This is a genomic window from Pseudomonas sp. 203-8, from assembly GCF_020708595.1.
Taxonomy (GTDB): domain Bacteria; phylum Pseudomonadota; class Gammaproteobacteria; order Pseudomonadales; family Pseudomonadaceae; genus Pseudomonas; species Pseudomonas aeruginosa.
The window spans coordinates 1-13,501 of record NZ_JAJFDF010000013.1 but is presented as its reverse complement, the minus strand read 5'-3'; the positions used below and the strand labels follow the sequence as shown (position 1 = coordinate 13,501).

Below are 13,501 nucleotides of genomic sequence, written 5' to 3'. Positions count from 1 at the left end.
CGATGAACCTGTCCGATCCCCACGAACTCGCCACCCTGCTCGAAGGCATCCTCCTCGCGGCCGGCAAGCCGCTGTCGCTGGAACGCCTGGCTGAGCTGTTCGACGAGGCAGAGCGGCCGGAGCCGGGGCAGTTCCGCGACGCCCTGGCGATCCTGGCACTGTCCTGCGCAGGGCGCTCCTTCGAGCTGAAGGAAGTCGCGTCCGGGTATCGCCTGCAGATTCGCGAGCGTTTCTCGCCGTGGGTCGGCCGCCTCTGGGAGGAGCGTCCGCAGCGCTATTCGCGCGCGCTGCTGGAAACCCTGGTGCTGATCGCCTACCGCCAGCCGATCACCCGTGGCGAGATCGAGGAGATCCGCGGCGTGGCGGTGAACACCCAGATCGTCAAGACGCTGATGGAGCGGGAGTGGATCCGCATCGTTGGCTACCGCGAGGTGCCGGGGCGCCCGGCGATGCTGGCGACTACCAAGGCGTTCCTCGATTATTTCAACCTGAAGAGCCTCGACGAGCTGCCGCCGCTGTCGGCGCTGCGCGAGATGGAGCCCGAGCCGGAACCGCCGGTCGAAGTGGCGCCCGCGGCGCAGCCGCCGCGCGACGATCTCGACGAGGATGCGATTCCTGCCTCGATCCAGGCCCTGGCCGATCGCGCCATCGCCGAGGCCGGGGAAAGCCTCGAGGAGATCGAGGGGGAGGCCGGCGAGCCGGAGAAGCCGCGCGAGGAAACCAGCTTCCGCAGCCTGCTGCTGGAACTGGACGAGATGGAGCAGGGCCTGAAGACCGACTTCGACGACCTGCTCGACCCTCCGGAGCCCTCGGAGCAGGGCGACGAGTCCGCCGAGCCAGCGGCTGGGCCGATTCCCGTGGTCGCGGAGCAAGCCGTCGAGCCTGCCGTCGCGGAGGCTGTCGCGGGCGCCGATCCCGATGACGAAGAGCGCGCCCTGGCGGAGGCCATGCGCGAGGAGCGCGAGGCACTGGACGCCGACGACGACTGGCCGCGCCGCTGACCGTCGTTCCACCCTGTAGAATTCATCCGGCCGCGCCGGCGAGGCCGGCCCGCTCCGTTTCATCGACCCTGGAACTCCCCATGAAAGAGACCCTGAACGAACTGATCACACTCATCAGCACCGGCTGCATGGGCGCCGAGGAGATCCGGCGGATCGCCGACGAGGCGGCCCAGGCCTACGCCGATCCGGCAGGGTTCCTCGCCGCCAACCCGGACATCAACTACGACGACAGCTTCCCGATCCCGCTCGGCGAGTGGGTGGTGGTCGGTAGCCTGCCGGATATCGTGCTGTTCCAGGCCGACACCTATGCCGAGCTGTTCGCCCGGATCGTCGCCTCCTTCGGCAAGGACGTGGCGTTCAACATCAAGCCGAAGCAGTTGCTCAAGACCGAGCCGCTGGTCGCCCTCAACCGTATCCAGGTGCAACTGAGCAGCATGTATCCGGAAAAGGGCGGCTACGTGCTGGTGGATTTCAGCGAGCCGCTGGACGACGAGTTGCAGGCGGTGCTGGTCTATACCCAGGACCTGCCGCGGGTCATGGCGCTCTGCGTCGAGGCCGGCATCTATGCCGCGCCTGCCTACGAAAGCCTGCGCGACGCCGAGGCCGAGTGACCGCGGGCCGCTCGATCGGCCCGATAGTCATTCCCTCCTGGACGCCGGCCCACCGCCTGTCGTGAAGTGACGGGCGAGGACCGGTTGCGGTCCGCGCCGAAAAAGGGGGAACGCTTGAAAAGTCCTTGCATCAATATCTGTGAGTTCGATGCCGACGTGTGCCGCGGCTGCGGGCGTACGCGCCAGGAAATCCGTGCCTGGAAGCGCGCGGACAAGGCCGAGCAGCGACTGATCCTCGCCGAGGCCGACCTGCGCCTGCTGGCGTTGCAGGCGCGCGGTCGGCGCAAGTTCCGCTGAGGCGCGTCAGTCGCGGGCGGCGGCCAGCGCCAGGGCGCTGTCCAGCATGCGGTTGGAGAAGCCCCACTCGTTGTCGTACCAGGCCATCGCCTTGACCAGCCGGCCGCTGACCTTGGTGTGGTTGGCGTCGAAGATCGACGAGCGCGGGTCGTGATTGAAATCCACCGACACCAGCGGCTGGGTGTTGTAGCCGAGCACCGGAGAGCCCTCGCTGGCCTCGCGCAGCAGGCGGTTGACCTCGTCTACGCTGGTATCCCGGGCCACCTGCACGGTGAGATCGACCAGCGACACGTTGATCACCGGCACCCGCACCGCCAGCCCGGTAAGCTTGCCGGCGAGTTCCGGCAGGACCAGGCCGACCGCCTCGGCGGCGCCGGTCTTGGTGGGGATCATCGACTGGGTCGCCGAACGTGCGCGGTACAGGTCCGGGTGGTACACGTCGGAGAGGTTCTGGTCGTTGGTGTAGGCATGGATGGTGGTCATCAGGCCGTGCTCGATGCCCAGCTCGCGATGCAGCACCTGGGCCACCGGTGCCAGGCAGTTGGTGGTGCAGGAGGCGTTCGAGACGATCCGATGGGAGGCGCGCAGCACCTCGTGGTTGACGCCGTAGACCACGGTGGCGTCGACGTCCTTGCCGGGCGCCGAGATCAGCACCTTGCCGGCGCCGGCCTGCAGGTGGGCAGCGGCTTTGTCGCGGCTGGTGAAGAGCCCCGTGCACTCGAGCACGATGTCCACGCCGAGGCTCTTCCAGGGCAGTTCCGCCGGGTTGCGGATGGCGCTGACGGCGATGCGGTCGCCCATCACCCGCAGGCTTTCGGCATCGTGCTCGACCTCGCCGGGAAAGCGTCCATGGACGCTGTCGTACTGGAACAGGTGGGCGTTGACCGCGGCGTCGCCGAGGTCATTGATCGCCACTACCTGCAACTGTTCGCGGTAGTGGCCGGTATACAGGGCGCGAAGAACGTTTCGGCCGATGCGACCGAAGCCGTTGATGGCCAGGCGGATAGTCATAATGAGGTCGTCTCTTTTCTATTGTTGTGGTAAAAACCATTACATTTCGTCCAGAAAGAAAAGTAAACATCCTTCAACCGATGATTATGTTGTAAAAACAACAATTGATAGTCTGTAGGAGAATCTGCCATGCACCCTCGTGTGCTCGAAGTCACCCGCCGCATCCAGGCCCGTAGCGCGGCCACTCGCCAGCGCTACCTCGAGATGGTCCGGGCTGCGGCCAGCAAGGGGCCGCACCGCGGCACCCTGCCGTGCGGCAACCTCGCCCACGGGGTCGCGGCCTGTGGCGAAAGCGACAAGCAGACCCTGCGGCTGATGAACCAGGCCAACGTGGCCATCGTTTCCGCCTACAACGACATGCTCTCGGCGCACCAGCCGTTCGAGCGCTTTCCGGGGCTGATCAAGCAGGCGCTGCACGAGATCGGTTCGGTCGGCCAGTTCGCCGGCGGCGTGCCGGCCATGTGCGACGGGGTGACCCAGGGCGAGCCGGGCATGGAACTGTCGCTGGCCAGCCGCGACGTGATCGCCATGTCCACCGCCATCGCGCTGTCTCACAACATGTTCGATGCAGCGCTGTGCCTGGGTGTTTGCGACAAGATCGTGCCGGGCCTGCTGATCGGCTCGCTGCGCTTCGGCCACCTGCCCACCGTGTTCGTCCCGGCCGGGCCGATGCCGACCGGCATCTCCAACAAGGAAAAGGCCGCGGTGCGCCAACTGTTCGCCGAGGGCAAGGCCACTCGCGAAGAGCTGCTGGCCTCGGAAATGGCCTCCTACCATGCACCCGGCACCTGCACCTTCTATGGCACCGCCAATACCAACCAGTTGCTGGTGGAGGTGATGGGCCTGCACTTGCCCGGTGCCTCCTTCGTCAACCCGAACACCCCGCTGCGCGACGAACTCACCCGCGAAGCGGCACGCCAGGCCAGCCGGCTGACCCCCGAGAACGGCAACTACGTGCCGATGGCGGAGATCGTCGACGAGAAGGCCATCGTCAACTCGGTGGTGGCGCTGCTCGCCACCGGCGGCTCGACCAACCACACCCTGCACCTGCTGGCGATCGCCCAGGCGGCGGGCATCCAGTTGACCTGGCAGGACATGTCCGAGCTGTCCCATGTGGTGCCGACCCTGGCGCGCATCTATCCGAACGGCCAGGCCGACATCAACCACTTCCAGGCGGCCGGCGGCATGTCCTTCCTGATCCGCCAACTGCTCGACGGCGGGCTGCTTCACGAGGACGTACAGACCGTCGCCGGCCCCGGCCTGCGCCGCTACACCCGCGAGCCGTTCCTCGAGGATGGCCGGCTGGTCTGGCGCGAAGGGCCGGAACGGAGTCTCGACGAAGCCATCCTGCGTCCGCTGGACAAGCCGTTCTCCGCCGAAGGCGGCTTGCGCCTGATGAAGGGCAACCTCGGTCGCGGCGTGATGAAGGTCTCGGCGGTGGCGCCGGAACACCAAGTGGTCGAGGCGCCGGTACGGATCTTCCACGACCAGGCCAGCCTGGCCGCGGCCTTCAAGGCCGGCGAGCTGGAGCGCGACCTGGTCGCCGTGGTGCGTTTCCAGGGCCCGCGGGCGAACGGCATGCCGGAGCTGCACAAGCTCACGCCGTTCCTCGGGGTCCTGCAGGATCGTGGCTTCAAGGTGGCGCTGGTCACCGACGGGCGCATGTCCGGGGCGTCGGGCAAGGTGCCCGCGGCCATCCATGTGAGTCCGGAAGCCATCGCCGGCGGTCCGCTGGCGCGCCTGCGCGACGGCGACCGGGTGCGGGTGGATGGGGTGAACGGCGAGTTGCGGGTGCTGGTCGACGACGCCGAATGGCAGGCGCGCAGCCTGGAGCCGGCGCCGCAGGACGGCAATCTCGGTTGCGGCCGCGAGCTGTTCGCCTTCATGCGCAACGCCATGAGCAGCGCGGAAGAGGGCGCCTGCAGCTTTACCGAGAGCCTCAACGGCTGGCGCTGATTCTGATAGGTCGATATCCGCCGGCGCTTGGCTGGCGGCTGTCTCTCCGGCAACATCTGCCGACCGTCCCGCCCTGGCGCGGGGCATTGCGGTTCAACGACGATGAATAACGACAACAAGAGAAGCGCCGGCGGCCTCGGCCTGGTCGGCGATATCGGCGGCACCAATGCGCGTTTCGCGCTCTGGCGCGGGCAGCGCCTGGAATTCATCGAGGTGCTCGCCTGCGCCGACTACCCGCGGCCTGAACTGGCCGTGCGCGACTACCTGGCGCGGATCGGCGAATCGGTGGCGAACATCGACTCGGTCTGCCTGGCCTGCGCCGGTCCGGTCGGGGCGGCCGATTTCCGTTTCACCAACAACCACTGGGTGATCAATCGTGCCGCGTTCCGCGAGGAGCTGGGGCTGGATCACCTGCTGCTGGTCAACGACTTCAGCACCATGGCCTGGGCCGCCTCGCGGCTAGGCGCGGACGAGCTGGTGCAGGTCCGCGCCGGCAGTGCCCAGGCGGATCGTGCCCGGCTGATCATCGGTCCCGGCACCGGCCTTGGCGTCGGCAGCCTGCTGCCGCTGGGCGGGGGACGTTGGGAAGTGCTGCCCTGCGAGGGCGGGCACGTCGACCTGCCGGTCACTTCGCCGCGCGACTTCGCGCTCTGGCAGGGCCTGCAGGCGCGCTACGGACATGTCTCCGCCGAGCGCGCACTGTCCGGCAACGGCCTGCTCGCCCTCTATGAAATCAGCTGTGCCCTGGACGGGGTCGCCGTACGCGCGAGCAGTGCGGCGGAAGTCGGTGCCCTGGCCATGGCCGGCGACGCCCAGGCGGACGCCGTGCTGGAGCACTTCTTCCTGTGGCTGGCGCGGGTCGCCGGCAACGCGGTGCTCACCGTCGGCGCGCTCGGTGGCGTCTACATTACCGGCGGCATCGTCCCGCGTTTCCTCGAGCGTTTCATCGCCAGCGGCTTCGCCGAGGCCTTCGCCAGCCGTGGCAAGACTAGCGGCGCTTACCTGCAGGACGTACCGGTGTGGGTCATGACCGCCGAACATCCGGGCCTGCTCGGCGCCGGAGTCGCCCTGCAGCAGGCCCTGGACGCCGAGGGTTGAGTCGGCGTCGAGCAACCGCATAAGGAGGAGCCTCGTGAGCGCGAACGGACGATCGATCCTGCTGGTGGACGATGACCAGGAAATCCGCGAATTGCTGGAGACCTACCTGAGCCGCGCCGGCTTCCAGGTCCGCAGCGTCTCGCGGGGCGCCGACTTCCGCCAGGCGCTGTGCGAGGAGGAGGCGAGCCTGGCGATCCTCGACGTGATGCTGCCGGACGAGGACGGCTTCAGCCTCTGTCGCTGGATTCGCTCCCACCAGCGCCTGGCCTGCATGCCGATCATCATGCTCACCGCCAGTTCCGACGAGGCCGACCGGGTGATCGGCCTGGAACTGGGTGCCGACGACTACCTGGGCAAGCCGTTCAGCCCGCGCGAGCTGCTGGCGCGGATCAAGGCCCTGCTGCGCCGCGCGCAGTTCACCCAGGTGCGCGGTGGCGACGTACTGGCTTTCGAGGACTGGCGGCTGGACACGGTCAGCCACCGACTGTTCCACGAGGACGGCGAGGAGTTCTTCCTCAGCGGCGCGGATTTCGCCCTGCTCAAGCTGTTCCTCGACCATCCGCAGCAGATCCTCGACCGCGACACCATCGCCAACGCCACCCGCGGCCGCGAGGTGCTGCCGCTGGAGCGCATCGTCGACATGGCGGTCAGCCGCCTGCGCCAGCGCCTGCGCGACACCGGCAAGGCGCCGCGGCTGATCCAGACCGTGCGCGGCAGTGGCTACCTGCTGGCGGCGCAGGTGCGGCCGCACCTGCAGCCATGAGCGAACGGCGGCGCTGGTCGCCGGTGCCGCGCTCGCTGCTCGGGCGCATGCTGCTCCTGACCCTGCTCGCGGTGCTGGTCGCGCAAGGGCTTTCCAGCCTGTTCTGGCTGTCGCACCTGCGCTCCAGCCAGCGCGAGGGCCTGCTCACCAGCTCGCGCAGCCTGGCCTACTCGATGGCGGCCAGCGTCAGCTACTTCCGTTCCCTGCCGCTCGGCTACCGTCCGCTGGTGCTCGACCAGTTGCGCAGCATGGGCGGTACGCGCTTCTTCGTCTCGCTGAACGACCGGCCGCTGGAGATGCGTGCCCTGCCGGACACGCCGAACAAGCAGGCGGTGCTGGAGATCGTCCAGGACGTGTTGCACCAACGCCTGGGCAAGGAGGTCGAGCTGCAGGTCGAATTCGTCAGTCCCGACGAGCTGCGCCTGTTCAACGGCGCGCTGAAGCTCGACGAGCTGCCGCGTTCCTGGGCGCACTACGCGCTGACCCTGGAGCCGGTGAACCCGCCGGTGCTGGTGACCCAGATCCGCATCGGCGACAGCGAGTGGCTGTACATCGCCAGCCTGATGCCGGCGCCGTACGTCAGCCTGGAACCCGAGGGACTGCAACCGCAGCAGGTGCTCTCGATCGTTTTCACCAGCCTGTTGCTGCTGCTTTTCACCGGTTTGCTGATGCATTGGCAGAGCCGTCCGCTCAAGCGCCTGGCGCGCGCCGCCCGCGACCTGGCCCTGGGCAGTCCGTCGGCAGCGCTGGAGGAGCGCGGCGCCAGCGAACTGGTGGAGGTGGCGCGCGCCTTCAACACCATGCATGAGCGCATCGACCGCTACCTGAACGAGCGCGGGCAGTTGTTCAGCGCCATCTCCCACGACCTGCGCACGCCGATCACCCGCCTGCGCCTGCGGGTAGAACTCCTCGAGGACGAGCGCTTGCAGGAGAAGTTCGGGCGCGACCTGGACGAGCTGGAACTGCTGGTGAAGGGCGCGCTGCAGTGCGTGAAGGACACCGATATCCACGAGAACGTCGAGCCGGTCGACCTCAACCTGTTGCTCCAGCACATCGCCGAGCCCTACCTGGCCGATGGCCGGGTGGAGGTCGTCGGTCGCGCCGCGGAGCCTTATCCGGGCAAGCCCCTGGCGCTCAAGCGCTGTATCGGCAACCTGCTGGACAATGCGCTGAAATACGGCGAACGCGCCCGCCTGAGCCTGGAGGACGGGCCGGAAGCGGTGGCGCTGCACGTCGACGACGACGGCCCCGGCGTGCCCGAGCAGCGCCTGGAACAGATCTTCGAGCCGCGCTTCCGTCTGTCTCCGCGAGGGCAGGGCTACGGGCTGGGCCTGGGCATTGCGCGCAACATCGCGCACACCCATGGCGGCGAAGTCAGTTTGCAGAACCGTCGCGAGGGCGGCCTGCGGGTCAGCCTGCGCTTGCCGCGCCTGGGGCTGGAGTGATGGGCTGGCCTGCCGGGCCCTTGAACGAGGCGGGCAGGCACGAGGTTCTCCCGTGTTCTGCGGCAGCCGCAGACAGAGGCGGAGCGGGCGCTATGGCAGTGTTTGCGCGGGCATCGATTGCTCGGGCTGAAGTTTCGTCGGCAGAAGGTTCTCGGGCCGTACATCGTCGATTTCGTCTGCCATGAGCGGATGCTGGTGATCGAACTGGATGGCGGGCAGCATGTGGGTTCGCCGGCCGATGCCTGGCTGGAGAGCCGGGGTCCAGGGTACTGCGGTTCTGGAACGACAAGGTGCTGGCGCGCAGGGAGGTGCTGCTGGAGGTCATTCTCGTGTTGTAGGAGGTTTCTGTCGCGAAACCGCCTTGCCGAGTTCGAGTCCAGATTTTCCTGCTCTGCCTCAATCCCAATGTAACCACTCCGTGACAAACCCGGATCGCTTCGTTACCCGCGACGCGGAACGCTTGAATAGACTCGAAGCATTGCAAGCGCAGACTTGCTCCGAATAACAAGAAGAAGGTTTTCCTCATGAATGCGATCCGTCGCCTCTCTGCCGTCATCTGTCTTTCCTCCCTCTGCCTCTCCCCACTGCTGGCCCAGGCCGGCGAAGTCGAAGTGCTGCACTGGTGGACCTCCGCCGGCGAGAAGCGCGCCGCCGAAACCCTGAAGAAGCTGGTCGAAGCCAAGGGCCACACCTGGAAGGACTTCGCCGTGGCCGGCGGTGGCGGCGAGGCTGCGATGACCGTGCTGAAGACCCGCGCGGTGTCCGGCAATCCGCCGGCCGCGGCGCAGATCAAGGGGCCGGATATCCAGGAGTGGGGCGAACTGGGCCTGCTCGCCGACCTCAACGCGGTGGCCGCCGAAGGCAAGTGGGACCGCCTGCTGCCGAAGCAGGTGGCGCAGATCATGAAGTACGACGGCGACTACGTAGCAGTGCCGATCAACGTACACCGGGTGAACTGGCTCTACATCAACCCGGAAGTGTTCAAGAAGGCCGGCGCCACCCCGCCGACCACCCTCGACGAACTGTTCGTCGCCGCCGACAAGCTCAAGGCCGCCGGTTTCACGCCGCTGGCCCATGGCAGCCAACCGTGGCAGGACGGCACCGTGTTCGAGAACCTGGTGCTGAGCAAGATGGGTCCGGAAGGCTATCGCAAGGCCTTCGTCGAACAGGACAAGGCGACCCTCACCGGAGCGCAGATGGTCGAGGTGTTCGCCGCGCTGAAGAAGCTCCGCGGCTATGTCGATGCCGACGCCGCCGGTCGCGAATGGAGCGCCGCCACGGCGATGGTGATCAACGGCAAGGCCGGGATGCAGATCATGGGCGACTGGGCGAAGAGCGAGTTCACCGCCGCCGGCAAGGTGCCGGGCAAGGACTACCAGTGCCTGCCGTTCCCCGGCACGCAGAAAGCCTTCGACTACAACATCGACTCGCTGGTGATGTTCAAGCTGAGCAACGCGGAGAACCGCAAGGCCCAGGAAGACCTGGCGCGCAGCGTGCTCGACCCGTCCTTCCAGAAGGACTTCAACCTCAACAAGGGCTCCATCCCGGTTCGCCTGGACGCCGACATGGCGCCGTTCGACAGTTGCGCCCAGCAGTCGATGAAGGACTTCAAGCAGGCTTCCCAGGACGGCAACCTGGTGCCGAGCATGGCCCACAGCATGGCCGCTTCCAGCTACGTGCAGGGGGCGATCTTCGACGTGGTGACCAACTTCTTCAACGACCCCGCCGCGGATCCGCAGAAGGCCGCCCAGCAACTGGCGGCCGCCATCGAGGCGGCGGCGCAGTAAGTCCCTGGCGCGGAGCCCGGCCTGGGCTCCGCTCGATCCTCCCGACTGGCTCCGTGCCGCCGAGCGGCACGGGTGGGTTCCTTCGCACGCGAGAAAACGCATGGCGACCAATTCCCCTGTCTATCCCACGGCTCCGGTAGCGCCTCGTCGCGTCTCGCCACTCGATCGCCTGCAAGGCTGGCTGCCGAAGCTGGTGCTGGCGCCAAGCGTGGTCGTGGTGCTGTTCTGCATGTATGGCTACATCGGCTGGACGCTGCTGCTGTCCTTCACCAACTCGCGCTTCATGCCCAGCTACAAGTGGGCCGGGCTGAGCCAGTACCAGCGCCTGTGGGACAACGACCGCTGGTGGGTGGCGAGCAAGAACCTGCTGCTCTTCGGCGGCTCGTTCATCGCCATCTGCCTGGTGCTCGGAGTGTTCCTCGCAGTGCTGCTGGACCAGCGCATCCGCCGCGAAGGCTTCATCCGCACCCTCTACCTGTATCCCATGGCGTTGTCGATGATCGTCACCGGCACCGCCTGGAAGTGGCTGCTCAATCCGGGCCTGGGCCTGGACAAGCTGCTCCGCGACTGGGGCTGGGAAGGTTTCCGCTTCGACTGGCTGGTGGACCCGGAGCGGGTCGTCTACTGCCTGGTGATCGCCGCCGTGTGGCAGGCCTCCGGCTTCGTCATGGCGCTGTTCCTCGCCGGCCTGCGCGGGGTCGACCCGGCCATCGTGCGCGCCGCCCAGGTCGACGGTGCGAGCCTGCCGACCATCTACCTGCGCATCGTCCTGCCGAGCCTGCGCCCGGTGTTCTTCAGCGCGCTGATGATCCTCGCCCATATCGCGATCAAGAGCTTCGACCTGGTGGCGGCGATGACCGCCGGCGGCCCGGGTTATTCCTCCGACCTGCCGGCGATGTTCATGTATGCGCATACCTTCACCCGTGGCCAGATGGGGCTCGGCGCGGCGAGCGCGATGCTGATGCTCGGCGCTGTACTGGCGATCGTGGTGCCTTACCTGTATTCCGAACTGCGAGGCAAGCGCCATGCGTGACGCGTCCCTGAACCCGAGCTTCAGCGTCAGCCGCCTGGCCGTGCACCTGACCCTCTGGGGCGCCTGCGCGCTTTACCTGGTGCCGCTGCTGGTGATGCTGCTGACCAGCTTCAAGACGCCGGACGACATCCGCACCGGCAACCTGCTGTCGCTGCCCGACACCTTCACCGTCATCGGCTGGCTCAAGGCCTGGGACAGCGTCGGCGCGTTCTTCTGGAACTCGGTGCTGATCACCGTGCCCGGCGTGCTGATCTCCACCTTCATCGGCGCGTTGAACGGTTACGTGCTGTCGATGTGGCGCTTCCGCGGTTCCCAGCTGTTCTTCGGCGCGCTGTTGTTCGGCTGCTTCCTGCCGTTCCAGGTGATCCTCCTGCCGATGTCCTTCACCCTCGGCAAGCTCGGCCTGGCCAATACCACCAGTGGCCTGGTGCTGGTCCACGTGATCTACGGCCTGGCCTTCACCACGCTGTTCTTCCGCAACTATTTCGTGGCGATCCCGGATGCCCTGGTCAAGGCCGCGCGCCTGGACGGCGCCGGTTTCTTCACCATCTTCCTGCGCATCCTGCTGCCGATGTCCACGCCCATCGTGATGGTCTGCCTGATCTGGCAGTTCACCCAGATCTGGAACGACTTCCTGTTCGGCGTGGTGTTCGCCAGCGGCGATTCGCAACCGATCACCGTGGCCCTGAACAACCTGGTGAACATCACCACCGGGGTCAAGGAATACAACGTCGACATGGCCGCGGCGATGATCGCCGCGCTGCCCACGCTGGTGGTCTACGTACTGGCCGGCAAGTACTTCGTGCGCGGCCTCACCGCCGGCGCCGTGAAAGGCTGAGACGGGTCGCTGACCCCGGAGACGAACGAAACATGGCAACCCTCGAACTGCGCAACCTGCACAAGAGCTACGGCAGCGGCCTGGCGGATACCCTCAGGGACATCCGGCTGAAGATCGACTCCGGCGAATTCCTGATCCTCGTCGGGCCCTCGGGTTGCGGCAAGTCGACCCTGATGAACTGCATCGCCGGGCTGGAGAGCATCACCGGCGGTGCGATCCTGGTGGACGGCCAGGACATCAGCGGCATGAGCCCCAAGGACCGCGACATCGCCATGGTCTTCCAGTCCTACGCCCTGTACCCGACCATGAGCGTGCGCGAGAACATCGCCTTCGGCCTGAAGATCCGCAAGATGCCCCAGGCCGCCATCGACGAGGAGGTGGCGCGGGTGGCCAGGCTGTTGCAGATCGAGCACCTGCTCGAACGCAAGCCCTCGCAGCTCTCCGGCGGCCAGCAGCAGCGGGTGGCCATGGGCCGGGCGCTGGCGCGGCGGCCCAAGGTCTACCTGTTCGACGAGCCGCTGTCCAACCTCGATGCCAAGCTGCGGGTGGAAATGCGCACCGAGCTGAAGCTGATGCACCAGCGGCTGAAGACCACGACCGTGTATGTCACCCACGACCAGATCGAGGCCATGACCCTCGGCGACAAGGTGGCGGTGATGAAGGACGGCGTCATCCAGCAGTTCGGCACGCCGCAGCAGATCTACAACGACCCGGCCAACCTGTTCGTCGCCAGCTTCATCGGTTCGCCGCCGATGAATTTCATTCCGTTGCGCCTGCAGCGCCGGGACGGACGCTGGACCGGCCTGCTCGATAGCGGCCAGGACCGTATCGAACTGCCGCTGAGCCTGGAGCCCAGCCTGGAGGAGGGGCGCGAGCTGATCCTCGGCGTACGACCGGAGCAGATCGCCCTGGGCGATGGCAGCGCTGCCCATGACCTGCGTACCGAGGTCGAGGTGCTCGAACCGACCGGGCCGGACACCCTGGTCTTCGTCACCGTCAACCAGGTCAAGGTCTGTTGCCGCCTGGCGCCGGACGTCGCGCCGGCCGCGGGCAGCGGCATGAGCCTGCGCTTCGATCCCGCGCGGGTCCTGCTGTTCGACGCGCAGAGCGGCGAGCGCGTGGCCGTGCGCACGGCGGGCGTGGCGGCGGAAAAGGTCACCGCCTTGAACGGCAATCGCCAGAAGAACTCCTGAATCCTTTCGTACTGCCTAGACTACAACCACGAGGACGCTGGAAATGTACAAGAACAAGAAAACCAGACCGGCCGCCAGGACCGTTGGCTGCCTGTTTGCCCTTGGAGCGCTGGGCTTGGGGAGCGCGGCGCACGCCGCCGAGGCGTTCTCCCCGAACTCGAAATGGATGCTCGGCGACTGGGGCGGCAAGCGCACCGAGCTGCTGGAGAAGGGCTACGACTTCAAGCTGGAGTACGTCGGCGAGGCGGCGGCCAACCTCGATGGCGGCTATGACGACGACAAGACCGGACGCTACACCGACCAGTTCGCCCTGGGCGTGCACATGGATCTGGAGAAGATCTTCGGCTGGAAGGCTACCGAGTTCCAGTTCACCGTCACCGAGCGCAACGGCAAGAACCTTTCCAACGACCGCATCGGCGACCCGCGTGCCGGGCACATCAGCTCGGTGCAGGAGGTCTGGGGCCGCGG

The 13,501-nt window shown here is 66.9% G+C and carries 13 protein-coding genes and 1 pseudogene; 13 read left to right on the top strand and 1 reads right to left on the bottom strand.

The window, feature by feature from the left end; genetic code table 11:
• Window positions 1–2 precede the first annotated feature (2 nt).
• The 3 genes from scpB (at window position 3) to LJF27_RS26600 (ending at window position 1,909) form a co-directional block, all read left to right on the top strand.
• Window positions 3–1,001: an SMC-Scp complex subunit ScpB gene (scpB, locus tag LJF27_RS26610; RefSeq protein ID WP_003114835.1), complete on the top strand. Its 999-nt coding sequence runs from the start codon at window positions 3–5 to the stop codon at window positions 999–1,001.
• A gap of 80 nt (window positions 1,002–1,081) precedes the next feature.
• Complete coding sequence (locus LJF27_RS26605) at window positions 1,082–1,612, top strand: hypothetical protein (protein WP_003114836.1); 531 nt, start codon at window positions 1,082–1,084, stop codon at window positions 1,610–1,612.
• Window positions 1,613–1,726: 114 nt separating this feature from the next.
• Entirely contained in the window at window positions 1,727–1,909 is a 183-nt protein-coding gene (locus tag LJF27_RS26600) for a DUF1289 domain-containing protein (RefSeq protein ID WP_003091481.1), read from the top strand.
• Between the two features lie 6 nt (window positions 1,910–1,915).
• On the opposite strand, the gene gap is transcribed toward LJF27_RS26600, so the two are convergent.
• A complete protein-coding gene (gap, locus tag LJF27_RS26595) occupies window positions 1,916–2,920 on the bottom strand; it encodes a type I glyceraldehyde-3-phosphate dehydrogenase (RefSeq protein ID WP_003091480.1) in 1,005 nt (334 codons plus the stop codon).
• A gap of 129 nt (window positions 2,921–3,049) precedes the next feature.
• Here gap and edd point away from each other — a divergent pair, with 129 nt between their 5' ends.
• The 10 genes and pseudogenes from edd to oprB all read left to right on the top strand — a co-directional run.
• The gene (gene edd, locus LJF27_RS26590; protein WP_023117032.1) at window positions 3,050–4,876 is read left to right on the top strand and encodes a phosphogluconate dehydratase; all 1,827 of its coding nucleotides are present in this window, start codon (window positions 3,050–3,052) and stop codon (window positions 4,874–4,876) included.
• Between the two features lie 102 nt (window positions 4,877–4,978).
• On the top strand, window positions 4,979–5,974 hold the full coding sequence (locus tag LJF27_RS26585; protein WP_023117031.1) for a glucokinase: 996 nt from the start codon (window positions 4,979–4,981) through the stop codon (window positions 5,972–5,974).
• A 34-nt stretch (window positions 5,975–6,008) separates the two neighbouring features.
• Window positions 6,009–6,737 (top strand): two-component system response regulator GltR, encoded by a 729-nt coding sequence (gltR, locus tag LJF27_RS26580; RefSeq protein ID WP_003091475.1) that lies wholly within the window; start codon window positions 6,009–6,011, stop codon window positions 6,735–6,737.
• Between the two features lie 23 nt (window positions 6,738–6,760).
• A complete protein-coding gene (gene gtrS / locus LJF27_RS26575) occupies window positions 6,761–8,182 on the top strand; it encodes a two-component system sensor histidine kinase GtrS (RefSeq protein ID WP_003158346.1) in 1,422 nt (473 codons plus the stop codon).
• A 57-nt stretch (window positions 8,183–8,239) separates the two neighbouring features.
• Entirely contained in the window at window positions 8,240–8,593 is a 354-nt protein-coding gene (locus LJF27_RS26570) for an endonuclease domain-containing protein (RefSeq protein ID WP_305954541.1), read from the top strand.
• Window positions 8,594–8,706: 113 nt separating this feature from the next.
• The gene (locus LJF27_RS26565) at window positions 8,707–9,969 is read left to right on the top strand and encodes an ABC transporter substrate-binding protein (RefSeq protein ID WP_023117030.1); all 1,263 of its coding nucleotides are present in this window, start codon (window positions 8,707–8,709) and stop codon (window positions 9,967–9,969) included.
• 100 nt (window positions 9,970–10,069) lie between these two features.
• A complete protein-coding gene (locus LJF27_RS26560) occupies window positions 10,070–11,002 on the top strand; it encodes a carbohydrate ABC transporter permease (RefSeq protein ID WP_003091471.1) in 933 nt (310 codons plus the stop codon).
• Window positions 10,995–11,840 (top strand): carbohydrate ABC transporter permease, encoded by an 846-nt coding sequence (locus LJF27_RS26555; protein ID WP_003091470.1) that lies wholly within the window; start codon window positions 10,995–10,997, stop codon window positions 11,838–11,840. The genes LJF27_RS26560 and LJF27_RS26555 overlap by 8 nt, the downstream gene beginning before the upstream one ends.
• A 32-nt stretch (window positions 11,841–11,872) precedes the next feature.
• On the top strand, window positions 11,873–13,033 hold the full coding sequence (locus tag LJF27_RS26550; protein ID WP_010793235.1) for an ABC transporter ATP-binding protein: 1,161 nt from the start codon (window positions 11,873–11,875) through the stop codon (window positions 13,031–13,033).
• Between the two features lie 43 nt (window positions 13,034–13,076).
• Window positions 13,077–13,501: pseudogene (oprB, locus tag LJF27_RS26545) on the top strand (carbohydrate porin OprB); the annotation flags it as partial.

Coding starts and splice junctions, on each gene's coding strand:
- LJF27_RS26605 (WP_003114836.1), top strand. CDS start 1,082: ATGAAAGAGACCCTGAACGAACTGATCACACTCATCAGCACCGGCTGC.
- LJF27_RS26585 (WP_023117031.1), top strand. CDS start 4,979: ATGAATAACGACAACAAGAGAAGCGCCGGCGGCCTCGGCCTGGTCGGC.
- LJF27_RS26550 (WP_010793235.1), top strand. CDS start 11,873: ATGGCAACCCTCGAACTGCGCAACCTGCACAAGAGCTACGGCAGCGGC.
- edd (WP_023117032.1), top strand. CDS start 3,050: ATGCACCCTCGTGTGCTCGAAGTCACCCGCCGCATCCAGGCCCGTAGC.
- gap (WP_003091480.1), bottom strand. CDS start 2,920: ATGACTATCCGCCTGGCCATCAACGGCTTCGGTCGCATCGGCCGAAAC.
- scpB (WP_003114835.1), top strand. CDS start 3: ATGAACCTGTCCGATCCCCACGAACTCGCCACCCTGCTCGAAGGCATC.
- LJF27_RS26555 (WP_003091470.1), top strand. CDS start 10,995: ATGCGTGACGCGTCCCTGAACCCGAGCTTCAGCGTCAGCCGCCTGGCC.
- LJF27_RS26565 (WP_023117030.1), top strand. CDS start 8,707: ATGAATGCGATCCGTCGCCTCTCTGCCGTCATCTGTCTTTCCTCCCTC.
- LJF27_RS26560 (WP_003091471.1), top strand. CDS start 10,070: ATGGCGACCAATTCCCCTGTCTATCCCACGGCTCCGGTAGCGCCTCGT.